Below are 20,391 nucleotides of genomic sequence, written 5' to 3'. Positions count from 1 at the left end.
CGACAGGAGAGAGGATATTTTGTGATGAAAAAAGTAAGAAAAGCGATAATCCCAGCAGCTGGATTAGGAACACGTTTTTTACCAGCAACGAAAGCGATGCCGAAAGAAATGTTACCGATTGTTGATAAACCAACTATCCAATACATTGTAGAAGAAGCAGTAAAATCAGGAATCGAAGATATTATTATCGTTACTGGTAAAACGAAGCGTTCTATTGAAGATCATTTTGATAATGCATTTGAGTTAGAGCAAAACTTATTAGAAAAGAAAAAGTATGAGTTACTTGAAAAAGTACAGGCTTCTTCAAAAATGGTAGACATTCACTATATTCGTCAAAAAGAACCAAAAGGATTAGGTCACGCTGTTTGGTGTGCGCGTAAATTCATTGGTGATGAGCCATTTGCTGTTTTATTAGGTGATGATATCGTTCAAGCTGAAAAACCATGTTTACGTCAATTAATTGAAGAATATGATAAAACGCTTTCTTCTGTTATTGGTGTACAAACGGTTCCAGAAGATGAAACACACCGTTACGGAATTATCGATCCGTTAGAGCAGGAAGGACGTCGTTACCAAGTTCGCAATTTCGTTGAGAAACCAGCAGCAGGTACAGCACCTTCAAACTTAGCAATTATGGGACGTTACGTTTTAACACCTGAAATCTTCATGTTCTTAGACCAGCAACATGTTGGTGCTGGTGGTGAAATTCAGTTAACAGATGCGATTCAAAGCTTAAACGAAATTCAACGTGTATTCGCTTACGACTTCGAAGGAAAGCGCTACGACGTAGGTGAAAAGTTAGGATTTGTTCAAACAACAATCGAAATGGCACTACAACACCCAGAATTACGTGATGACATGGTTACGATGATGAAGAAAATTTTAGAAGAACAAACGAATCAAGAGTCTTAATATAAAAAAGGAGTTGTTCCAGTAGGAACAACTCCTTTTTCTTATGAAATCGTCGAATGAGAATGCTGATAAGCGGAACGGCGTACAGCATAGTATATACGAGGTGCGATAATAGCACCGATAATGGTAAATGCAATATCTTTTACTGCAAACCACATCATAATCATCCAAGCAGCTTTATAGCTCATATTACCACCCATGAAGAGATTGACTGCTCCGTACATGTAAGTAGTACCGATAATATACGTTAAAATGATTCCTGTGAACGAAGCAATTGCAAATGTACGAAATGTCGGTCGTTCCTTTTGTTCTACTAATTTTCCTGATACGTAAGCAACGATAATAAATGCAATAATAAAGCCACCAGTAGGATCTAAAAGTGCTCCAAATCCAGCTTTGAAGTTAGCGAAGATTGGCGCACCTGCTACTCCAACAAGCATGTAAACGGTCATTGATAATGCACCAAGTCTACTTCCAAGAAGAAGCCCTGCTAAAATTGCGAAAAATGGTTGCATAGATAGTGGGACGCCCGCTATTTGTAAGAATGGTGCCCAAGATACAATATTTGCACCAATGGCCATAAGAGCAACGAACATGGCAGCTAATGCTAAATCTAAAACATGAAATCTTCTCATAATGTTAACCTCCTGTTGTTTTTAGGTTAACATTATCGTAGCGAAAAGATTTACTTGTTGTCAATTAAAATATTTTGATAAGAAGGCTTTAAATAGTCTCTTAACAACGTATAAGGAATACGAAATTGCGGAATTCCACTTGAATAAGGGGCAATCTCATATAAAGGGAAATAAATGACGAGATTGTCCGGTTCTAAAAAGAAGTGGAACTTTTTCGTGCTCATGACTTTTTCAGATGCATCCGGAAAATAAATACTTTCATTTTGTTTAATTTGTCTTACAATCTCAGCACGAATTACTTCTTTGTATGCATCTTTTTGTTGAAATAAATCGTCTAAGTGTAGTAACTTTTTTTCGTTTAAATCGAATGTGTTTGCCTTCCACGTATAAAGACCATGTGCTCCGCCTGTATATTGATAGTAATTCAAATATAGGCTAAGAAAAGGTGGTTTATTTAAAGAGACTTTATAATCAACATTCGCCACGTACGGATGAAATGGTGTACTTGATCCTTCTGTTTCTTTATAATATTTTTTTGCGTCTTTTTCTAATTTGGTTTTAAATTTGTCAGTAGATTTTTTGTAATAGAAATTGAGCTTATTTTGAAATTTAGAATCGGAAAAGTTATGAAAAGAAGGTCTGTTAATTTGATATTCTATATAAGGTTTCTTACCTTTTTGTGTGACAGTCTGAACATCGATTGTCAGGTTGGATGCTTTGGCTACTAGTGCACAATTTGGTACAATAGTCAGCAAGGAGCACATAAGCAGTAATATACAAAATTTCTGTTTCATTTAGGTGAAACCTCCTTATATAAGTGTTATAAGTAGTTTGAAAATAAATAGGTAAAATTATACATTTTATTAAAGTAAGAGAAGGGGGAAACGATATGGCAAAAACTTTAATGGATTCACTTGGAATTGAGTTGTTAGAGATGACAGAAGATAAGGTGGTTGCTACGATGCCCGTAGATGAGCGTACGCATCAGCCATTTGGATTTTTACATGGTGGTGCTTCTGTTGCGTTGGCGGAAACAGTAGCAAGTGTCGGTTCATACAATTTAATTGATCAAGAAAAATGCATCTGTTTCGGTCTAGAAATTAATGCAAATCATATTCGCTCAAAGAAAGATGGAATTGTAACAGCGATCGGAACACCGATACATAGAGGAAACTCAACGATGGTTTGGGATGTACGTATCATTGATGAGAATGACGATTTATTATGTATTTCAAGATGTACAGTAGCAATTAAAGAAAAACGTGAAAAGTAAAAAAAGAGGCGCTCATTAGAGCAGCCTCTTTTTCTTATAATTAGAACTGGATTTTCTTCTCTAAGAAACCTTTTAGTTCGCTAATTGGCATACGAACTTGTTCCATTGTGTCACGGTCACGTACTGTAACAGCTTTGTCTTCAACTGAGTCGAAGTCGTAAGTGATACAGAATGGTGTACCGATTTCGTCTTGACGACGGTAACGTTTACCGATAGAACCAGTTTCGTCAAAGTCTACCATGAAGTCTTTAGCTAGTTCTGCAAATACTTCAGTAGCACCTTCAGATAGCTTTTTAGATAATGGTAAGATAGCTGCTTTGTATGGTGCTAAAGCAGGGTGGAAACGAAGAACTGTACGAGAATCGTTTTCTAATTGCTCTTCTTCGTATGCATCACATAAGAATGCTAATGTTACGCGGTCAGCACCTAAAGATGGCTCGATGCAGTATGGTACGTAACGTTCATTCGTTTGTGGATCAATATAGTTAAAGTCTTCGTTAGAGTGTTCCATGTGACGTTTTAAATCGAAGTCTGTACGAGATGCAACGCCCCATAGTTCGCCCCAACCGAATGGGAATTTGAATTCAATGTCAGTTGTCGCGTTACTGTAGTGAGATAATTCCTCTTCACCGTGGTCACGAAGACGCATGCTTTCTTCAGTCATACCAAGTGAAAGTAACCAGTTCTTACAAGTTTCACGCCAGAATGCGAACCACTCTAAATCTTCACCAGGCTTACAGAAGAATTCAAGTTCCATTTGTTCGAATTCACGTGTACGGAATGTGAAGTTACCAGGCGTGATTTCGTTACGGAAGCTCTTACCGATTTGGCCAATACCAAATGGAAGCTTTTTACGCATAGAGCGTTGTACGTTTTTGAAGTTTACGAAAATACCTTGTGCTGTTTCTGGACGAAGGAAGATTTCGTTTGTGCTAGACTCTGTAACACCTTGGAATGTTTTGAACATTAAGTTGAACTGACGGATTTCAGTGAATTCTTCACTACCGCAATCAGGACATTTTACTTCATGTTCTTTCATTAAGTCAGCCATTTGGTCGAAAGTAAGACCATCAACAACCATTTCGATGCCTTTTGCATCTAATGCATCTTCAATTAATTTGTCAGCACGGTGACGCGCTTTACATTTTTTACAGTCGATCATTGGATCGTTGAAGTTACCAACGTGACCAGAAGCGATCCAAGTTTTTGGGTTCATTAAAATAGCTGCGTCTAAACCAACGTTGTATGGGGATTCTTGAATGAATTTTTTCCACCAAGCTTTTTTAACGTTATTTTTTAATTCGATTCCAAGTGGACCGTAATCCCAAGTGTTTGCAAGACCACCGTAAATTTCAGAACCAGGGAAAACGAAACCGCGATGTTTCGCTAAGTTTACTACTTGTTCCATTGAATACATAATAAAATCCTCCTTTTGAAAGTTAACGTATTGGCGATGACGTGCTCAGGTAACTTGTGAAACGAGCAGTATATGCTTTAAAAAACATAAAAAAACGCTCATCCCAAGGCCTTATTGCCTAGGGACGAGCGTTTGCCCGCGGTTCCACCCTAGTTGATACACAAAAGGTGCATCCACTTTATCACGTATTGCTCGAGACTGCCGTTTCCTTGCGGCTTCAGGCTTTCACTATCCCTGAATCGCTTTTTGTGCAAGTACTTATAAGTCCGTCATCGCTACTTATATTAATAATAATGAACATATTCTAACACGTTCTTTTTTAAATCTCAATAGAGGAACGCGTCTATCTACGATAGAGTCTCGCCTATTTTTTCGTTATTTATTCCGTAATTTTCTTTAATGTGCTTAATTGCTTCACGCCTGCTGAGCGGGGCAAGCTCGTTATTTTGCACGTATTCCCAAACGACATGGGGCTTTGTTTTTGCATATTCGCGAAGTACCCATCCAATCGCTTTTTGAATGAAAAATTCTTTCGAAGAATGTAGTTGTCCAATAACCCAAAAAAGAAGTTCTTCATCCATCTTTTGTTTATATTTTAGCTGGAATAAAATAGCGGCGCGTTGTAACCATATGTTATTTGATGCAATCCATTTTGGAATATAGGCAGAAATCAATTCTGGATGTTGTAAAAAAATAGTACCTAAAAATGTAGGGACGATGCTATCGACAGTGTCCCACCAAGATTTTGTTACAATGAGTTCTTCTAAGAAGCGGATATGCGTTTCGTTTATATGCTTTTTATATTTTTGCATCATATCGAGTGCGGCTGCCTGAAATTCTCGTTCTGGTAAATCCCAAAGCTCACGTACGATAACTTGGAAGTCTTTTTGGTCTGGGAGAGTATGTATTTGAATGACGTCTTTCAATAATTGTCTTCTCTCGGGAGTTTGAATACCAAGAAACGGGAAGTGATTTTTCATATAACGTGCCATCGGTTCTGCTTTTTCTGGGTTTTGATTTGCTATGAAGTGCTCTTGTAATGCTTTTACAAATGGGTGCATAAGTACATTCTCCTCTCTTATTATCTTGCTTATTTCATTATACAGAGAGTTTGGTTGAATTTTAAAACATAACTTGCCATGTAACGAAATATGTTGAAAGTAGAGAGGAGAGGATAAGATGGAAGATCAAGGCGTACTAGCAGGTTTCTTTGCTCTTAGTTTTGCGTTTATTCTTGTTATCATAATTTGGGCAATTATTTCGTATTTGTTAACGGCTTTTGCACTGTATACGATGGCGAAAAATGATGGTGCAACGGATGGGGTTCTTGCTTTTATTCCTTTTATAAATAGTAAAACATGGGGCGATTTAGCAAAAGATAAATTACCAGATTTCTTGAAAGAAGAAGCAGGATGGAAAGTATTCGGCATATATGTCGCGTGTTTCATTTTTAATTTCGTACCAATTATAAGTATACTAGCAACAGCTGTATCGATTGTGTTGTCCATTTATCTCATCTACGCTATCTTAGACAGATATGGAACGAACTCTATATTATTTACAATTATTCATGTCATCACATTTTCGGTGTTCTTGCCGATTCACTTGTTCATTATTCGAAATGAGCCGGTGAGGTATAACGAGTAGTATATGTAATATTTGAGATAGAAAAAGCGCCCTGAAAGCAGGGCGCTTTTTGTGCTACATAAGGTAGCGTACATAAATATAAATATGAGAAATGATTAATGAAACGATCATAATTGGGAAACCGACTTTTAAGAAGTCCATGTAGCTAAATTTATGTCCTTCTCGGCTTGCGATACCTGCAACGATTACGTTAGCAGAAGCGCCGATTAATGTTCCGTTTCCGCCTAGACAAGCACCTAATGCTAATGCCCACCATAATACGTCGATTTGCGCGTCAGCAGGTGATAAACCTAATCCGACAGCCATATCGTTAATAAGAGGAATCATTGTTGCAACGAATGGAATGTTATCAATCGTTGCAGAGGCGATACCAGATACCCATAAAATAAGGATAGATGCGTAAGAAATATCTCCGCCTGTTATGCCAATTACTTTTTGAGCTAACATTTTAATAAGACCGATATCGATAAGTCCTCCAACGAGTACGAATAGTCCTGCGAAGAAGAAGATTGTTACCCATTCTACACTTGCGAATACTTCTTCAATTTCATGTTCTTTTACACCGATTAACATAAGTACAGTAGCACCAGTTAAAGCGATGATAGCTGCATCGACGTGGAAAATGGAATGGGTCATGAAACCTACAATTGTAAGTCCAAGTACTGTTAAAGACTTTTTCATTAATACTGGATCTTTAATGTATTGTTTTTCATCTAAACTCATTAATTTTTTAACTTGTACAGGATCAGCGATTAATTGTTTGCGGTACATGAAGTAAAGGATTGTCGCTGTCACACCAATGATAATAATTACGATTGGCGCTAAGTTTAGCAAGAAAGCATTGAAATCTAAATGCTTATTGGCAGAACCAATCATAATGTTAGGTGGATCACCAATTAATGTTGCTGTTCCCCCGATGTTTGAAAAAATAATTTCAGAAAGTAAATAAGGAACAGGATTTACTTGCAGTATGCGCGTAATAGATAAAGTAACTGGAACAACAAGAAGTACAGTTGTAACGTTATCTAAAAACGCGGAACCAAGTGCAGTAAGTAAGGAAAGTGAAATTAAAATTTTAATTGGATTTCCTTGCGCTCCTTTTGCTGCTTTAATGGCAACGTATTGGAAGACGCCCGATTTACTCGTAATGTTCACCAAAATCATCATACCGATGAGTAGTGTAATCGTCCCCCATTCAATATGTTTCGTAAAGGCATTGTGTAAATCAACAACCCCCATAATTACCATGAGTGCTGCACCAAGAAGTGCGATGACAGCGCGATTAATTTTTTCAGAAATAATAATGGCATATGTAATTAAAAAGACTGCGATAGCAAAATAATACTGCCAGTTTGCGAGCTCTTGCGTTGTTTCGTGCAAAACTCTCATCTCCTTTCATTCACTTTTCTTAGTGTGTCAAAAATTAACTAGATGAAACACACATAACGTCATTATAAAGTAGAAAAATGTCGGATGTAAATGAAAGGGCTTATTTTGTTATATTTTCTGCAAAGGTTACTTTTTCTTATTTTTAAAAATATTTGCGGGCATTTGACATATATATAAGATACATCCAATCTGAATATTTAAAATGGAATTAGCATTCGAGCTTGTTCGTGTAGGAGTGTCAAATAGAAAGGAATGACAAAGATGATAAGGAAGGGATCGTATGAATGAACAACAATTTTTATTTTTGGATTTTGAGTTTACGATGCCCCAGCACAGAAAAAAACCAAAAGGATTTTTCCCGGAGATTATTGAGGTAGGACTCGTTTCGGTTGTTGGCTGTAAGGTAGAAGATACGTATTCAGCTCATGTTAGGCCGAAAACTTTTCCATCTTTAACGGATCGATGTAAGAAGTTTTTAGGGATTAAACAAGAAGTCGTAGATAAAGGAATTTCGTTTCCAGAACTCGTTGAAAAACTTGCAGAATATGAAAAGAGATGTAAACCGACCATTGTTACGTGGGGAAATATGGATATGAAAGTGTTGAAGCATAATTGTGAAAAAGCGGGAGTAGATTTTCCTTTCCAAGGACAGTGTCGTGATTTATCACTTGAGTATAAGAAGTTTTTTGGTGAGAGAAATCAAACAGGACTGTGGAAAGCAATTGAGGCGTATGGAAAAGTAGGGACGGGTAAGCATCATTGTGCGCTAGATGATGCGATGACGACGTATAATATTTTTAAGTTAGTAGAAAAAGATAAAGAGTATTTAGTGAAACCAGCACCTCCAACATTAGGGGAACTCGTTGATTTTTCAAAAGTGTTAAAGAAAGTGAGTACACAGTAACGACCAAATTGCACAGTATGTAATTTGGTCGTTTTGTTTTTTTAAAGTTTGTAGTCTTTTTTTAATTGCTCTAATGTTTCTAGACTACGAACTGCAAAAGGTGAATCATCTTCAGAAAATGAATTCATTTGAGTTTCTAATGCTAATTTGAGTGAATCTGTATAATCTGGAATTTCTCCTTCATATTTCTTCACCATTTGCTCTGGAATGTTCGTCTGTTCACGAAAAGCTAAAGCACGTCTTTCGTGGAAAAATGGTACGTCAGCTTGTTTTACGTTATGTAAGTCACCTTGCACCGGATGTTTTAAAACAGCTAATACTTTTACGACGTAACTGCCAGGGCGGCTATTTGTAACTTCGCCAATGTATTTTCCCGTTTTATAAATACCAGTAACGATTTCGCCAATTTCAAATGTTTCTCTCATATTTTTCACCTCAAGTTTATAGTAAGGAAAGTAGGAGAAGGAGTCAAAGAAATCATTCGCATTCGGAATGCCCCCTTGAGAATGTGGATAGGTTCCACTATAATTTAAAATAATATAACAGAAAATTCTGATGTTTTGCGAATCCTATAATAAGGAGTGATTTATATGATGCCATTATATTTTCCGGAAGATAAAACAGAATATATTATTCCAGGGATTGTTTGTGTTCTATTTATTATCGGTGCGGTTGCCACGTGGCGTATGTTCATTCGTGTATCAAAACGAGAAGCAGATCGATTACAGAAAGTTGAAGAAAAGCTGTTAGCTGAAAAGAAACAGTAACTCATTTTTGTATGTTTCCCTCTATGCTCGGACAATCTAAGGGCAGAATGTATTTTGGAGGGAATAAAATGAAAAAACGGCTTTTTTTCAGTTGTTGTTTACTATTTCTGATGGCAGGTTGTGACCAAGGAAAGCCGAAAGAAATTGACGTGAAATTACATAATGCTTCAGGTGATGAAGTGGGGACTGCGAAAGTAGTGCAGCAAACAAGCGGAGTAAAAATTAAGATTAAAGGGGAAGGGTTCACACCTGGCCCACACGGCATACATGTACATGAAATTGGTGAGTGTAAAGCACCGCGTTTTGAATCATCTGGGAATCATTTTAACCCTGATAATAAAAAGCATGGACTCCTTAATCCGAAGGGTGCAGAAAACGGTGATTTACCGAACGTAATTGCAGACGGTTCCGGGAAAATTAAAGCAGAAATTGATGCGCCACATATAACGCTTGAAGAAGGGAAAACGACGATTCATAGAAAAGATGGAGCGTCTATTATTATTACAGAAAATGCTGATGATGGTATGACACAACCGACAGGTAAATCAGGTGATCGAATTGCTTGTGGGGTTATTGTAAAAAAAGCGTCGGATATGAAGAAAAAGTAAAAGCTACCGTGCGCGGTAGCTTTTTTGTAGTGTAAGTGAAAATATATCGGCGATTATTGGAATATATCGACCGTAACTCAAAATATATCGGCGATTTTTAAAATATATCGACTTACCGACAAAATATGACAAAGGAGGCTGTCCAAAATAGCCTCCTTTCTTATTATGAAAACGTATGGCGCAGCCTATTTAAAATTTCTTCTAAAACAGACCTTGGACAGCCGATGTTAATTCGAATATGTTCTTCGCCGCCTAATCCGTATTTCTCACCAGGTTCAACAATAATTTTTCCTTTTTCTTCGAGCAATTTAGTGCGCTCATCTTGAGAAAGCTGTAGGCGAGAGCAATCAATCCATAACAAAAAGCTACCTTCTGGCTTCGTTACGGAAAGAGCAGGTATGTGATCTTTCATATATTCACAAGCGAACTTAGCGTTATCTTCTATATATAATCGAATTTCATTTAGCCAATCGTTACATTCTGTATAGGCACTTACCATCGCTGTATAGGCAAATGTATTTAATCCGTGGAAGCCTTGTCTATATTGGATAGATGTAAAGGCTTGACGGAGTTTTTCATTTGGAATGATAATAATCGATGCTTGTAATCCAGCGATATTAAATGTTTTACTTGGAGCCATACAAGTTATCGTGCGCGCTGCTAGTTCTTCAGATAAAGAAGCGAACGGTGTATGTGTATGATTTGCGTAAATAATATCGGAATGAATTTCATCTGCGACAACGATTACATTATATTTTGTACATAAAGATCCAAGCTTTGTTAATTCCTCTTTCGTCCAAACACGCCCTATCGGGTTGTGAGGACTGCAAAGAAGCATAAGTTTGACGCCTTGTTGAAATTGCTTTTCTAAATGTTCGAAGTCTATCGCATATGTATCATTGTGTTTCTGTAATGGACTTACGCATAATTGTCTATTGTTTGTTGTGACCATTTCGAAAAATGGGGGATAAATAGGTGGTTGTACGAGAACGGATTCGTTTTCCTTTGTGAAGGCCTGTATGCTCGCACTAAGAGCTGGAACGATTCCGGCGCTAAAGACAATCCATTCTTTTTGAATATCCCAGTTGTACTGTTTTTTTGTCCAGTTACAAATAATATCGCCAATATTTTCGGGAGGAAGTGTATAGCCGAAAATAGGATGCTCGATACGTTGCTTTAAAGCAGTTTGAATTGGTTGAGGTACTTCAAAATCCATATCAGCAATCCACGCGTGGATAAGTTCTTCGTTTTTATATGTATCCCATTTTGTACTATGAGTTCCACGGCGATTGACTGCTTTATGAAATAGTTGCATAAGTTTGCTCCCTTCTTCTGTAAAACCGTTAAGTTATGAAAGTTCTCTCTCTTCTTATAGAATAGCTGATGTGATAGGATAAAGAAAAGTATTAAAAAGTGAAAAGGCGGGAAGCGAATGGGTACATATGAAAAGATGATAGAGGTTGTGAAGAATTGGGATCCGTTTCAAATGGGACCGGAGTTTTATGAAACAGAAGCGAGCGATGTTGTGAACGTCGCAAGTGTGTTTGATGATTCAAAATACATCGCAAAGAAGATTCAACATATATACTTTATGTCTTTTGAGGAAGTACCTGCGCTTGAAAAATGTGAGAAGTTAGCTGTGGAATTACTTGTAATAAAAGAAGGCGGAAGTTGTTCATTGTAGGCTGTCGGAATTTCCGACAGCCTTTTTGATATTATTGCGCAGAAAAAGCGATAATTTCTTCATAAACATGTTCCGGTTTTTCTTCAGGTAGTAAATGCCCTGTATTTTCGTAAGAAATAAATTTCGAATTCGGTAAATCTTTGTGCAGACGATGACCTACATGTACAGGGACGACCCGATCTTTTTCACCCCAAATGAGTAGAGTAGGTGTTTCGATTTTTTGTAATTCAGTTGAAGATAAGTCACCTTCACGATCTCGTATCATACGAGTTAAAGCGGGGAATATACGGTTGTCATAAAAAGGAGCAGAGTAACCTGCCTTCATTTCATCGTCAATTAATGAATGATCATGAACGACATTCATTAAGTTATGAACAATGCCGCGCCGTATAATCCAATTCTTTACGTATAAATGAAAGAACGGTAAATAAGAAGAGTACAGTAAAGGTAAAGTTGCGCGTGCTAAATAGCTAGAGCTACATAGTAAAATTGTCTTTGAAATTAATTCAGGACGTATACGGTTTACGTAAAGTGAAATTTGGCCGCCCATAGAATGTCCAACTAACACAATGTTTGAGAGAGATAAGTGTTCAATTAAATCGATTATAATCGTTGCTAAATTATGATAAGAATACTTAAATAGATGAGACTTATCGCTCTTTCCGAACGGGGGCAAATCAAGAGCAATGACTGTGCCTTCTTTCGATAATAAAGGAATAAGACGGCGGTAGCTGAATGAGGAAGATAAAAAACCGTGAACGAGTACGAAAGTAGGACGTTCTGTTTTATTTTCATGTTCATACAATTCGTAATGAACAGTAGTGCCGCGAGTGGAAAAAGTGAAATAAGGACAAGTAGATTCGTGATTCATTTTTTGTCACTCCATTGATTTTTGTTCATATCATTTCCAAGGCAGAAAAAAATATGTTAACAAAAAAAGGCAAGATGACGATGTCATCTTGCCTTTCGTATATTCAGTATTACCCGCGAACAATATTAGGCGGTGTTTTTCCTTGTAACGCTGCAACTAAATTTTCAGCGGCGGTCATAGCCATTTGTTGCCTAGTTTTTAATGTTGCAGATCCGATATGTGGTAAGGTCACAACATTTTGTAATGATAAGAGCGGATTATCTTTTTGAATCGGCTCTTGTGTAAAAGTATCGATGCCTGCTGCAAAGATTTTCTTTTCTGTTAACGCATGAATTAACGCTTCTTCATCTACTGTTTTCCCGCGAGAAGCATTAATGAAGATAGCTGTTTCTTTCATGAATGAAAATTCCTTTTCTCCGATAAGATGGTACGTTTCATCTGTTAATGGAGTAAGAAGAACGATAAAGTCAGACTGTTTGAGTAGCGTCTGTAAATGACAATATGTAGCATCGAATTTTTGTTCAGCTTCTTCTTTTCGGCGACGGTTATAATAAAGAACATCCATATCAAATCCGAATTTCGCTCGTTTTGCAACAGCTTCACCAATTCGGCCCATACCGATAATGCCGATTGTACTATGGTGTACATCTAGCCCAAAGTGCTCTTTTCCAATTTCCGCATTCCATTTACCATTTTTTACGTAGGAGTCGAGTTCACAAACACGACGACCAGCAGATAACATAAGAGCAAAAACGAGGTCAGCTACTGTATCATCTAGTACGTAAGGTGTATTTGTTCCGAGGACATTGCGCTTTTCCATCGCTTGTAAATCAAAATTATCGTAACCGACAGAAATGTTGCTTACTACTTTTAAGTTAGGAGCCGCCTCCAATAATTCTTCATTAATAGCAGATCCGAAATTTAATAAACCATCTTTATCTTGTATTTTCTCTAGTAGAACATCACGAGGTACCTTCTCATTTTGCTCCCATTTTTCATAATCACAGTGTTCTGATAAATAGTTTTCTACAAATGTTGGAACTGGTTCAGCAATATAAACTTTTGGTTTCACGGTTCCATCCCCTTTCGCTTTATCACGCATTTATCCGCTGATTAAAGTTTCACTTTACCCCGCTTTAACGAGCAGTAAGACTCCCACCTAAAAAGAAGGTTGAGACAAAGAAGCGAGGTGGGAGATCAACTGCTCGTAAAAGCCCGATTGGTGCGGGCTAATAATCAGCGGGGTGAAGCATTCCGCTGATTAAAGTTTCACTTTATTTTGACATAATTCACTAAAAAAATCTTCTTTTCAAACTGGAAAGGCTATTTGTATAATTTAGACACAAACGAAAAGGAAGGATGATTTATATGGTGACAGAAAAAGAATTAGAATTATTAGCTTGTCTTGAAAAAAGTAGTCGATTAACTGTAGATACATTAGCGAAGCTGTTAAATATAGAAGTAGAAGAAGTAAAGAAAATGGTTGAAAAATTAGAAGCGGAAAAGATTATCGTGGATTATGTAACACATATCGATTGGACGAAGGTGAAAGAACATACAGGTTTAACGGCAATGATTGATGTGAAAGTTACGCCAAAGCACGGCGTTGGGTTCGATGCGGTTGCTGAGCAAATTTATCGCTATTCAGAAGTGAAATCTGTGTATTTAATGTCAGGGACATATGACCTTTCTATTACATTAGAAGGAAAGACAATGGGAGAAGTGGCGATGTTTGTTTCTGAGAAATTAGCAACAATTGAATCTGTCGTTTCTACGACAACGCATTTCATTTTGAAGAAGTATAAACATGAGGGAATTATTTATGAAAAAAACGATGATGATAAGCGAATTGTGGTGACACCATGAAGCAATTTGAACTATCTAGAGCAGCGGAATCTTTACAACCATCTGGTATTCGAAAGTTTTTCGATTTAGCAGCAAATATGAAAGGTGTTATTTCGCTTGGAGTAGGAGAGCCTGATTTCGTTACACCTTGGAATGTGAGGCAAGCATGTATCCGTTCTTTAGAACAAGGATATACGTCATATACAGCAAATGCAGGATTATTGGAGCTCCGTCAAGAAATAGCAAAGTATCTAAAAAAACAATTTGCAGTTTCTTATGATCCAAACGATGAAATCATTGTTACAGTTGGAGCAAGTCAGGCGTTAGATGTAGCGATGCGCGCCATTATAAATCCTGATGACGAAGTACTCATTATTGAGCCAAGTTTCGTTTCTTATGCCCCGCTTGTGACATTAGCTGGAGGCGTTCCAGTTCCTGTGGCGACTACTTTAGAAAATGAATTTAAAGTACAACCAGAACAAATTGAAGCAGCTATTACAGCGAAGACAAAGGCAATTTTACTTTGTTCACCAAATAACCCAACAGGTGCAATGTTAAACAAGTCCGAGCTTGAAGAAATAGCAGTGATTGTTGAGAAGTACAATTTAATCGTATTATCTGATGAAATTTATGCAGAACTTGTATACGACGAAGCATATACAAGTTTCGCGAGTATTAAAAATATGCGCGAGCATACGATTTTAATTTCGGGATTTTCAAAAGGATTTGCAATGACAGGATGGCGTCTTGGTATGATTGCAGCTCCTGTTCATTTTTCAGAATTAATGCTCAAAATTCACCAATATTCTATGATGTGTGCACCGACGATGTCTCAGTTCGCAGCACTTGAAGCGTTACGTGCGGGGAATGATGAAGTAATTCGGATGAGAGATAGTTATAAGAAACGCCGTAATTTTATGACGACATCTTTCAATGACATGGGATTAACGTGTCATGTACCAGGCGGAGCATTTTATGTCTTTCCTTCCATTTCTTCAACCGGACTATCTTCAGCGGAATTTGCAGAACAGTTATTATTAGAAGAAAAAGTGGCTGTTGTACCTGGAAGTGTATTTGGCGAAAGTGGCGAAGGGTTTATTCGTTGTTCGTATGCAACATCGCTTGAACAGCTTATGGAAGCAATGAAGAGAATGGAGCGGTTTATAGAGAATAAAAAAAGGACAAAACACAATACGTTTTGTCCATAAAAGGGGGGGAATACTAGAAAGCCATGTGTTAGTATTCTATCCTAATATTGGAGAATTATACTTACTTAAGGAAATTTTTTCATGAATTTTGAATGAGCTCTGTCATAGTGGTATAATTTACTAATATAAGGTGTACGTATCCCAAGTAGCTTTACTTAGGGTATGTATTAACTAATCGGATATTTAACAATAAATCATCTGCTTTGCTATCTACAATTGTAGAGAAAATGGTAAACGTATGGGAGTGTTTCATATGTCAGAACAATATACAACAGGAGTGGTTGTAACAGGGAAAGTGACTGGGATTCAAGATTACGGTGCATTTGTAGCGTTAGATGCAGAAACACAAGGACTTGTGCATATATCAGAAATTACAAATGGATATGTAAAGGATATTCATGACTTTTTAAAAGTCGGCGATACAGTAGAAGTAAAAGTACTTTCAATTGATGAAGAACACAGAAAAATGAGTTTATCGTTAAAAGCGGCGAAAAGAAAACAAGGACGGATTCTTATACCGAATCCATCTAAGGACGGATTTAATACGCTGCGAGAAAAGCTAACAGAATGGATTGAAGAGTCCGAGTTAACAAAGTAAAAGAGGAGCGCATATGAGCGTTCCTCTTTTACTTTTTCTTATGATATATATTTGCAAATATGATTGCATGCAATCATATTCGTATGTCGAAGGTGAGTAAGGACATACTGACTAGCGAATTTCGTTCGTTTCTGGGTGAGTACCAAGATTTTCTGATGGTTTAAAGAGTAAACCAAGATTGATCAGCCCAGAAATACCGACGATGCCGTAAATAATACGTGCAAGAGCTGAGTTTTGTCCACCGAAAATGGCTGCCACTAAGTCAAACTGGAAGAAACCGATTAAGCCCCAGTTCACAGCGCCAATTACAGTAAAGACTAATGCGATACGTTGCAAAGTACTCATGAAAAGCCCCCCTTAATTGTGAAGCATGAGCAAGCGATGAGTTAATTAACTCTTTTATAGAATGGTGTAGTTATGTTGTTTTTATACATAAAAAATGTTTGAAACAGGATGTATATACATCTATACCGAAAAATGCGAATTTTTATGCAAAAAATGAACTTTTTTTAAAAAATATATATTGGTTACGTTTACAATTGGCTAATCGCTTGATTTACAACTTCAGTTTCGCTAAAGTGAATACAGAAATACATATCCATAATTGGAGGGAAAAAGATGAGTACACATGTAACGTTCGACTATTCTAAAGCGTTATCCTTCATCGGTGAACATGAAATCACTTATTTACGTGATGCAGTGAAAGTAACACATCACGCAATCCACGAAAAAACTGGAGCTGGGAACGATTTCCTTGGGTGGGTAGACCTTCCGCTTCAATATGACAAAGAAGAATTTGCTCGCATTCAAAAATGCGCAGAAAAAATTAAAAATGACTCTGACATTTTACTTGTTGTAGGTATCGGTGGTTCTTACCTAGGAGCACGTGCAGCAATTGAAATGTTAAACCATTCTTTCTACAACACACTTTCTAAAGAACAACGTAAAACTCCACAAGTGCTATTTGTTGGACAAAACATTAGCTCCACTTACATGAAAGATTTAATGGATGTATTAGAAGGTAAAGACTTCTCTATTAACGTTATTTCCAAATCAGGTACAACAACAGAGCCTGCACTAGCATTCCGTATTTTCCGTAAGTTGTTAGAAGAAAAATATGGAAAAGAAGAAGCTCGCAAACGTATTTATGCAACGACAGATAAAGCGCGTGGTGCATTAAAAACATTAGCTGATAATGAAGGTTACGAAACATTCGTTATTCCAGATGATGTTGGAGGACGTTTCTCTGTATTAACGCCAGTTGGTTTATTACCAATCGCAGTGAGTGGCTTAAATATTGAAGAGATGATGAAAGGTGCAGCTGCTGGTCATGATGACTTCGGAACATCAGAACTAGAAGAAAACCCAGCTTACCAATATGCAGTAGTTCGTAACGCTTTATACAATAAAGGAAAAACAATTGAAATGCTTGTTAACTATGAGCCAGCACTTCAATACTTCGCTGAGTGGTGGAAACAGTTATTTGGTGAAAGTGAAGGAAAAGATCAAAAAGGTATTTTCCCATCTTCAGCAAACTTCTCAACTGACTTACACTCATTAGGTCAATACGTTCAAGAAGGTCGTCGTGACTTATTTGAAACAGTTCTAAAAGTAGGTAAACCTACACATGAACTAACAATCGAATCAGAAGAAAACGATTTAGATGGATTAAATTACCTTGCTGGTGAAACTGTAGACTTCGTAAACACGAAAGCATACGAAGGTACATTACTTGCACATAGCGATGGCGGAGTACCAAACTTAATCGTAAATATTCCTGAATTAAATGAGTACACATTTGGTTACCTTGTATACTTCTTCGAAAAAGCATGTGCGATGAGCGGCTACTTATTAGGCGTAAATCCATTTGACCAACCAGGAGTAGAAGCATACAAGAAAAACATGTTTGCTTTACTTGGCAAACCAGGATTTGAAGAATTAAAAGCAGAATTAGAAGAGCGTTTAAAATAATAAAAAGCGGCCGGATCCGGCCGCTTTTTATTATTTCATCGAAAAGTCCATCAGTATATTCAAACTAGAGTGGGTATGCTAAGGAAAAAGTCTAGGAGGGATGGACTTGATTCCGATTCAATCAAATTTAGAAGGACGTACATATGCGTTATATAAGTTAGAAGAAATCATGAAGCCACTCGGATATAGCATTGGTGGCAATTGGGATTATGATAAAGGATGCTTTGATTATAAAATTGATGAAGAAGATGGCTATCAATTTCTGCGAGTGCCATTTACAGCGGTGAATGGTGAATTAGATGTGCCAGGCGTAATAGTTCGTCTTGAAACGCCGTATATTCTTTCGCACGTATATCAAGACGAACTAGATGATCATGTAAATACGTTAACAGCCGGTACGAGTGGATTGGATCAATTTGCTGAGCCGAAAGATCCAGATGGAGATGTAAAAAGAAAATATATCAATATTGGGAAAGTGCTCATGCAGGAACTAGAGCGTCATTTTACTAATGGTGAATAACAATGAGTATGTCGCTTTCAATGAGAACAAAAGAATGAACTGGGTTAATTATATATTGTTCGTCGCGCTTTATACCTAGTAAGAGAATGTTTTGCTTTAAAAGAGTATAGCTACAATTTGCAAAAGTTTGTCCAGTGCAGGATGGGGGAAGCTCCATCAGTTGTAATTTATTATCAGAGATTTCGTCGTAAAGTGAAAATAGTACACCTGAAATGGAAGGGAATAAAAGAGAAGCGGTAAATACATAGCTCGTTAATTTATTTCCTTCTATAATTTCTGACACGCCAGCTCTCGTTGCATTTTGTATTTGTTCAGAAGTAAGAAGTTCAGCGATGCAGTGAATGTTTGGGTTGAGCCCTTTTGCAGTTAAAATATTTAAAATGGACTGTGTATCCGCTAAGCTTTCGTTTTTTTCTTTATCAGCTGTTATTAATATAGTGTGAGCCGTTGTAATATTAGCTTTTAATAGCGTTTGATCGTGATGGGGGCACCCCTTTATAAATTCTAAATGATGAAATGGTTTTGGAAGTAAAGAAAGTGTTTCATCAATTAAAACGATATCAAGGTTCGGCTGTAATACGTGCATTTGTTTTACAACGTGCTTTGCCCGTTCGTTCCAGCCGACGATAATCATATGACCGTTAGAAGTTGCAGCTTCTTCTCCTTTAATCTTCATATATTGTTTACTAATCATTTCAGTAGCGAACAGCACCATATAATAAGAACAAAATCCGGTTCCTAATAAAATAATACCTATACCGATAAGTTTGCCCATTAGTGTATGAGGGGCAAAGTCACCGTAGCCAACAGTGAAAATGGTAACGATTGACCACCAAACTCCATCAAACCACGTAGTGAAGTGGGATGGTTCTAATCTATGTATAAGAAAGCCGGAAAAAGCAGTAAGTACAATAATAAAGCAAATTAAACGAAAAATAATGGAATCACGAAATGTATCTACTAAATTTGGACGGGATTTCAATTGCCTATTCCTCCTTACTTTGCAAGACTACATTCATTGTTACCATTATAGAAAAAAGAAAAACTCTCTAATTGAAAAGAGAGTTTGTTTTACGTTACATACTTTCCACTTCAGTTTGTTGAACACTTTCAAGATGCTGGAGAGCATAGTAAACATCAGCAGTATGTCTTTTTTGATCGATACATAATTTAAGATGCAAATAGTGAGAACCATTTTCTAACGTTTTAAGCTTCATATTCTTCACTTTTATATCCATTTCTTTTATTTCTTCAATTACAACCGGGATATTGTCCATATTTCGCACAACAAGTTTTACTGCGATATCACGTTGACGAAATGACCTAGGTCCTACAAATTTCATTGTTAACGGTATAAGTTCAACGCTAATCATAAGGAAACACATTCCGAAAATTGCTTCGATATAAAATCCAGCTCCAACAGCAATACCAATACCAGATGCGCCCCAGATCATAGCGGCAGTCGTTAGTCCTGCAATACTATCGTTTCCTCTTCTTAAAATAACACCAGCACCTAAAAAACCAATCCCTGATACAATTTGAGCGGCAAGTCGAAGTGGATCCATATTCATATGATCAGTATGTGGTAAATTGTAAGCTGCTTTAATAGAAACAATCGTCAGGAGGCAACTAATGATAGAAATAACTAAGCATGTTTTTAAACCAAGTGGTTTCCGTTTTAATTCGCGCTCTAAACCGATGGCGAATCCTAAAATAGCCGAGAGACCTAGTTTAATTAATAAATCGGTATAGTCCATATGTATTCCTCCTTGTATGATATGGTATATGAATAAAACATTTATTATAGAAAGAAATGTTTTTGGGTAGAGTGACTTTATATAGAATATATGTAGGAATCTCTTAGAAATGAAAGAGATATTTCGTTTAAGTATATGATATAAAAAAAGAAATGTAGTTAATTTGAAAAAAGTTTATAAAAGGTGTTGCATTTCATTTTTCACCATGATATATTAATAACCGTCGCTGATGCGGAAACGCAGAAAACGACAAAAAAGAAATTGAAAAACTTAGTTGACATCGAAAAACGAAGATGTTAACATAAGGGAGTCGCAAATGAGCGACCAAGTAGTTCTTTGAAAACTGAACGAAACAAACAACGTGAAACGTCAATTTTTATTTTAG

At 36.9% G+C, this 20,391-nt stretch carries 24 protein-coding genes; 12 read left to right on the top strand and 12 right to left on the bottom strand.

The annotated features are described in order from the left end of the window. The first annotated feature begins 24 nt into the window (after nucleotides 1-24). On the top strand, nucleotides 25-912 hold the full coding sequence (galU, locus tag PDQ68_RS25820; protein ID WP_061183246.1) for a UTP--glucose-1-phosphate uridylyltransferase GalU: 888 nt from the start codon (nucleotides 25-27) through the stop codon (nucleotides 910-912). 41 nt (nucleotides 913-953) lie between these two features. Here galU and PDQ68_RS25815 read toward each other — a convergent pair whose 3' ends face one another. Together PDQ68_RS25815 and PDQ68_RS25810 are read right to left on the bottom strand one after the other, a co-directional pair. Further along, entirely contained in the window at nucleotides 954-1,547 is a 594-nt protein-coding gene (locus PDQ68_RS25815) for a biotin transporter BioY (protein WP_048553477.1), read from the bottom strand. Between the two features lie 50 nt (nucleotides 1,548-1,597). Beyond that, on the bottom strand, nucleotides 1,598-2,341 hold the full coding sequence (locus PDQ68_RS25810; RefSeq protein ID WP_014893444.1) for a DUF3298 and DUF4163 domain-containing protein: 744 nt from the start codon (nucleotides 2,339-2,341) through the stop codon (nucleotides 1,598-1,600). A gap of 95 nt (nucleotides 2,342-2,436) precedes the next feature. Between PDQ68_RS25810 and PDQ68_RS25805 the strand changes: the two genes are divergently transcribed. Next, nucleotides 2,437-2,820, top strand: coding sequence for a hotdog fold thioesterase (locus tag PDQ68_RS25805; RefSeq protein WP_001140611.1), 384 nt, complete (start codon nucleotides 2,437-2,439; stop codon nucleotides 2,818-2,820). A gap of 40 nt (nucleotides 2,821-2,860) precedes the next feature. On the opposite strand, the gene PDQ68_RS25800 is transcribed toward PDQ68_RS25805, so the two are convergent. After that, nucleotides 2,861-4,237, bottom strand: coding sequence for a glycine--tRNA ligase (locus tag PDQ68_RS25800; protein ID WP_000287154.1), 1,377 nt, complete (start codon nucleotides 4,235-4,237; stop codon nucleotides 2,861-2,863). Nucleotides 4,238-4,584: 347 nt separating this feature from the next. Then, nucleotides 4,585-5,298, bottom strand: a complete 714-nt coding sequence (locus PDQ68_RS25795) for a DNA alkylation repair protein (protein WP_061183241.1) — start codon at nucleotides 5,296-5,298, stop codon at nucleotides 4,585-4,587. Nucleotides 5,299-5,416: 118 nt separating this feature from the next. On the opposite strand from PDQ68_RS25795, the gene PDQ68_RS25790 reads away from it, so the two are divergent. Continuing rightward, the gene (locus tag PDQ68_RS25790) at nucleotides 5,417-5,884 is read left to right on the top strand and encodes a hypothetical protein (RefSeq protein ID WP_000390059.1); all 468 of its coding nucleotides are present in this window, start codon (nucleotides 5,417-5,419) and stop codon (nucleotides 5,882-5,884) included. A gap of 54 nt (nucleotides 5,885-5,938) precedes the next feature. On the opposite strand, the gene PDQ68_RS25785 is transcribed toward PDQ68_RS25790, so the two are convergent. Continuing rightward, on the bottom strand, nucleotides 5,939-7,264 hold the full coding sequence (locus PDQ68_RS25785; protein ID WP_000545225.1) for an ArsB/NhaD family transporter: 1,326 nt from the start codon (nucleotides 7,262-7,264) through the stop codon (nucleotides 5,939-5,941). 289 nt (nucleotides 7,265-7,553) lie between these two features. Here PDQ68_RS25785 and kapD point away from each other — a divergent pair, with 289 nt between their 5' ends. After that, a complete protein-coding gene (gene kapD / locus PDQ68_RS25780; protein ID WP_001005369.1) occupies nucleotides 7,554-8,177 on the top strand; it encodes a 3'-5' exonuclease KapD in 624 nt (207 codons plus the stop codon). A 41-nt stretch (nucleotides 8,178-8,218) separates the two neighbouring features. On the opposite strand, the gene kapB is transcribed toward kapD, so the two are convergent. Then, nucleotides 8,219-8,602 (bottom strand): kinase-associated lipoprotein KapB, encoded by a 384-nt coding sequence (kapB, locus tag PDQ68_RS25775; RefSeq protein WP_001209341.1) that lies wholly within the window; start codon nucleotides 8,600-8,602, stop codon nucleotides 8,219-8,221. Between the two features lie 165 nt (nucleotides 8,603-8,767). Between kapB and PDQ68_RS25770 the strand changes: the two genes are divergently transcribed. Together PDQ68_RS25770 and sodC are read left to right on the top strand one after the other, a co-directional pair. Next, a complete protein-coding gene (locus PDQ68_RS25770) occupies nucleotides 8,768-8,944 on the top strand; it encodes a hypothetical protein (protein ID WP_000982762.1) in 177 nt (58 codons plus the stop codon). A gap of 68 nt (nucleotides 8,945-9,012) precedes the next feature. After that, nucleotides 9,013-9,552, top strand: coding sequence for a superoxide dismutase [Cu-Zn] (gene sodC / locus PDQ68_RS25765; RefSeq protein ID WP_000746511.1), 540 nt, complete (start codon nucleotides 9,013-9,015; stop codon nucleotides 9,550-9,552). A gap of 163 nt (nucleotides 9,553-9,715) precedes the next feature. On the opposite strand, the gene PDQ68_RS25760 is transcribed toward sodC, so the two are convergent. Next, nucleotides 9,716-10,867, bottom strand: coding sequence for a MalY/PatB family protein (locus PDQ68_RS25760; protein WP_061183242.1), 1,152 nt, complete (start codon nucleotides 10,865-10,867; stop codon nucleotides 9,716-9,718). Between the two features lie 117 nt (nucleotides 10,868-10,984). Between PDQ68_RS25760 and PDQ68_RS25755 the strand changes: the two genes are divergently transcribed. Then, nucleotides 10,985-11,236: a YugE family protein gene (locus PDQ68_RS25755; protein WP_000537636.1), complete on the top strand. Its 252-nt coding sequence runs from the start codon at nucleotides 10,985-10,987 to the stop codon at nucleotides 11,234-11,236. A gap of 31 nt (nucleotides 11,237-11,267) precedes the next feature. Here PDQ68_RS25755 and PDQ68_RS25750 read toward each other — a convergent pair whose 3' ends face one another. Both PDQ68_RS25750 and PDQ68_RS25745 read right to left on the bottom strand, forming a co-directional pair. After that, nucleotides 11,268-12,107 (bottom strand): alpha/beta fold hydrolase, encoded by an 840-nt coding sequence (locus PDQ68_RS25750; RefSeq protein WP_001015187.1) that lies wholly within the window; start codon nucleotides 12,105-12,107, stop codon nucleotides 11,268-11,270. Between the two features lie 109 nt (nucleotides 12,108-12,216). After that, nucleotides 12,217-13,209, bottom strand: coding sequence for a 2-hydroxyacid dehydrogenase (locus tag PDQ68_RS25745; protein WP_061183243.1), 993 nt, complete (start codon nucleotides 13,207-13,209; stop codon nucleotides 12,217-12,219). A gap of 266 nt (nucleotides 13,210-13,475) precedes the next feature. Here PDQ68_RS25745 and PDQ68_RS25740 point away from each other — a divergent pair, with 266 nt between their 5' ends. The 3 genes from PDQ68_RS25740 (at nucleotide 13,476) to yugI (ending at nucleotide 15,758) form a co-directional block, all read left to right on the top strand. Continuing rightward, nucleotides 13,476-13,973: an Lrp/AsnC family transcriptional regulator gene (locus tag PDQ68_RS25740; RefSeq protein WP_000255706.1), complete on the top strand. Its 498-nt coding sequence runs from the start codon at nucleotides 13,476-13,478 to the stop codon at nucleotides 13,971-13,973. After that, a complete protein-coding gene (locus PDQ68_RS25735; RefSeq protein ID WP_016718788.1) occupies nucleotides 13,970-15,160 on the top strand; it encodes an aminotransferase in 1,191 nt (396 codons plus the stop codon). Before PDQ68_RS25740 ends, PDQ68_RS25735 begins: the two co-directional genes overlap by 4 nt. A gap of 253 nt (nucleotides 15,161-15,413) precedes the next feature. After that, nucleotides 15,414-15,758 carry a S1 domain-containing post-transcriptional regulator GSP13 gene (yugI, locus tag PDQ68_RS25730; RefSeq protein ID WP_000003767.1) on the top strand — a complete coding sequence of 115 codons (345 nt, stop codon included), beginning with the start codon at nucleotides 15,414-15,416 and terminating at the stop codon, nucleotides 15,756-15,758. Between the two features lie 111 nt (nucleotides 15,759-15,869). On the opposite strand, the gene PDQ68_RS25725 is transcribed toward yugI, so the two are convergent. After that, the gene (locus PDQ68_RS25725; RefSeq protein ID WP_000105788.1) at nucleotides 15,870-16,103 is read right to left on the bottom strand and encodes a DUF378 domain-containing protein; all 234 of its coding nucleotides are present in this window, start codon (nucleotides 16,101-16,103) and stop codon (nucleotides 15,870-15,872) included. Between the two features lie 273 nt (nucleotides 16,104-16,376). Here PDQ68_RS25725 and PDQ68_RS25720 point away from each other — a divergent pair, with 273 nt between their 5' ends. Then, the gene (locus tag PDQ68_RS25720; RefSeq protein ID WP_000103652.1) at nucleotides 16,377-17,729 is read left to right on the top strand and encodes a glucose-6-phosphate isomerase; all 1,353 of its coding nucleotides are present in this window, start codon (nucleotides 16,377-16,379) and stop codon (nucleotides 17,727-17,729) included. 106 nt (nucleotides 17,730-17,835) lie between these two features. Beyond that, entirely contained in the window at nucleotides 17,836-18,249 is a 414-nt protein-coding gene (locus PDQ68_RS25715) for a YugN-like family protein (protein WP_000612336.1), read from the top strand. Here the strand turns inward: PDQ68_RS25715 and PDQ68_RS25710 are convergent. Both PDQ68_RS25710 and PDQ68_RS25705 read right to left on the bottom strand, forming a co-directional pair. Continuing rightward, nucleotides 18,236-19,231, bottom strand: coding sequence for an ion channel (locus PDQ68_RS25710; RefSeq protein ID WP_061183244.1), 996 nt, complete (start codon nucleotides 19,229-19,231; stop codon nucleotides 18,236-18,238). The two genes, PDQ68_RS25715 and PDQ68_RS25710, sit on opposite strands and share 14 nt — an antisense overlap. Nucleotides 19,232-19,325: 94 nt before the next feature. Next, nucleotides 19,326-20,006, bottom strand: coding sequence for an MgtC/SapB family protein (locus PDQ68_RS25705; RefSeq protein ID WP_000386681.1), 681 nt, complete (start codon nucleotides 20,004-20,006; stop codon nucleotides 19,326-19,328). Between the last annotated feature and the right edge of the window lie 385 nt (nucleotides 20,007-20,391).

Source organism: Bacillus cereus group sp. Bc010, assembly GCF_027716745.1.
In the GTDB taxonomy this organism is placed as follows: Bacteria; Bacillota; Bacilli; order Bacillales; family Bacillaceae_G; genus Bacillus_A; species Bacillus_A pacificus.
Note: the sequence above shows the minus strand (reverse complement) of the source record. Positions and strands in the feature narration are given on the sequence as shown.

Bases quoted from the DNA above. Each gene is read 5' to 3' on its own strand.
- galU (WP_061183246.1), top strand. From the start codon at position 25: ATGAAAAAAGTAAGAAAAGCGATAATCCCAGCAGCTGGATTAGGAACA.
- PDQ68_RS25815 (WP_048553477.1), bottom strand. From the start codon at position 1,547: ATGAGAAGATTTCATGTTTTAGATTTAGCATTAGCTGCCATGTTCGTT.
- PDQ68_RS25810 (WP_014893444.1), bottom strand. From the start codon at position 2,341: ATGAAACAGAAATTTTGTATATTACTGCTTATGTGCTCCTTGCTGACT.
- PDQ68_RS25805 (WP_001140611.1), top strand. From the start codon at position 2,437: ATGGCAAAAACTTTAATGGATTCACTTGGAATTGAGTTGTTAGAGATG.
- PDQ68_RS25800 (WP_000287154.1), bottom strand. From the start codon at position 4,237: ATGTATTCAATGGAACAAGTAGTAAACTTAGCGAAACATCGCGGTTTC.
- PDQ68_RS25795 (WP_061183241.1), bottom strand. From the start codon at position 5,298: ATGCACCCATTTGTAAAAGCATTACAAGAGCACTTCATAGCAAATCAA.
- PDQ68_RS25790 (WP_000390059.1), top strand. From the start codon at position 5,417: ATGGAAGATCAAGGCGTACTAGCAGGTTTCTTTGCTCTTAGTTTTGCG.
- kapD (WP_001005369.1), top strand. From the start codon at position 7,554: ATGAATGAACAACAATTTTTATTTTTGGATTTTGAGTTTACGATGCCC.
- kapB (WP_001209341.1), bottom strand. From the start codon at position 8,602: ATGAGAGAAACATTTGAAATTGGCGAAATCGTTACTGGTATTTATAAA.
- PDQ68_RS25770 (WP_000982762.1), top strand. From the start codon at position 8,768: ATGATGCCATTATATTTTCCGGAAGATAAAACAGAATATATTATTCCA.
- sodC (WP_000746511.1), top strand. From the start codon at position 9,013: ATGAAAAAACGGCTTTTTTTCAGTTGTTGTTTACTATTTCTGATGGCA.
- PDQ68_RS25760 (WP_061183242.1), bottom strand. From the start codon at position 10,867: ATGCAACTATTTCATAAAGCAGTCAATCGCCGTGGAACTCATAGTACA.
- PDQ68_RS25755 (WP_000537636.1), top strand. From the start codon at position 10,985: ATGGGTACATATGAAAAGATGATAGAGGTTGTGAAGAATTGGGATCCG.
- PDQ68_RS25750 (WP_001015187.1), bottom strand. From the start codon at position 12,107: ATGAATCACGAATCTACTTGTCCTTATTTCACTTTTTCCACTCGCGGC.
- PDQ68_RS25745 (WP_061183243.1), bottom strand. From the start codon at position 13,209: ATGCGTGATAAAGCGAAAGGGGATGGAACCGTGAAACCAAAAGTTTAT.
- PDQ68_RS25740 (WP_000255706.1), top strand. From the start codon at position 13,476: ATGGTGACAGAAAAAGAATTAGAATTATTAGCTTGTCTTGAAAAAAGT.
- PDQ68_RS25735 (WP_016718788.1), top strand. From the start codon at position 13,970: ATGAAGCAATTTGAACTATCTAGAGCAGCGGAATCTTTACAACCATCT.
- yugI (WP_000003767.1), top strand. From the start codon at position 15,414: ATGTCAGAACAATATACAACAGGAGTGGTTGTAACAGGGAAAGTGACT.
- PDQ68_RS25725 (WP_000105788.1), bottom strand. From the start codon at position 16,103: ATGAGTACTTTGCAACGTATCGCATTAGTCTTTACTGTAATTGGCGCT.
- PDQ68_RS25720 (WP_000103652.1), top strand. From the start codon at position 16,377: ATGAGTACACATGTAACGTTCGACTATTCTAAAGCGTTATCCTTCATC.
- PDQ68_RS25705 (WP_000386681.1), bottom strand. From the start codon at position 20,006: ATGGACTATACCGATTTATTAATTAAACTAGGTCTCTCGGCTATTTTA.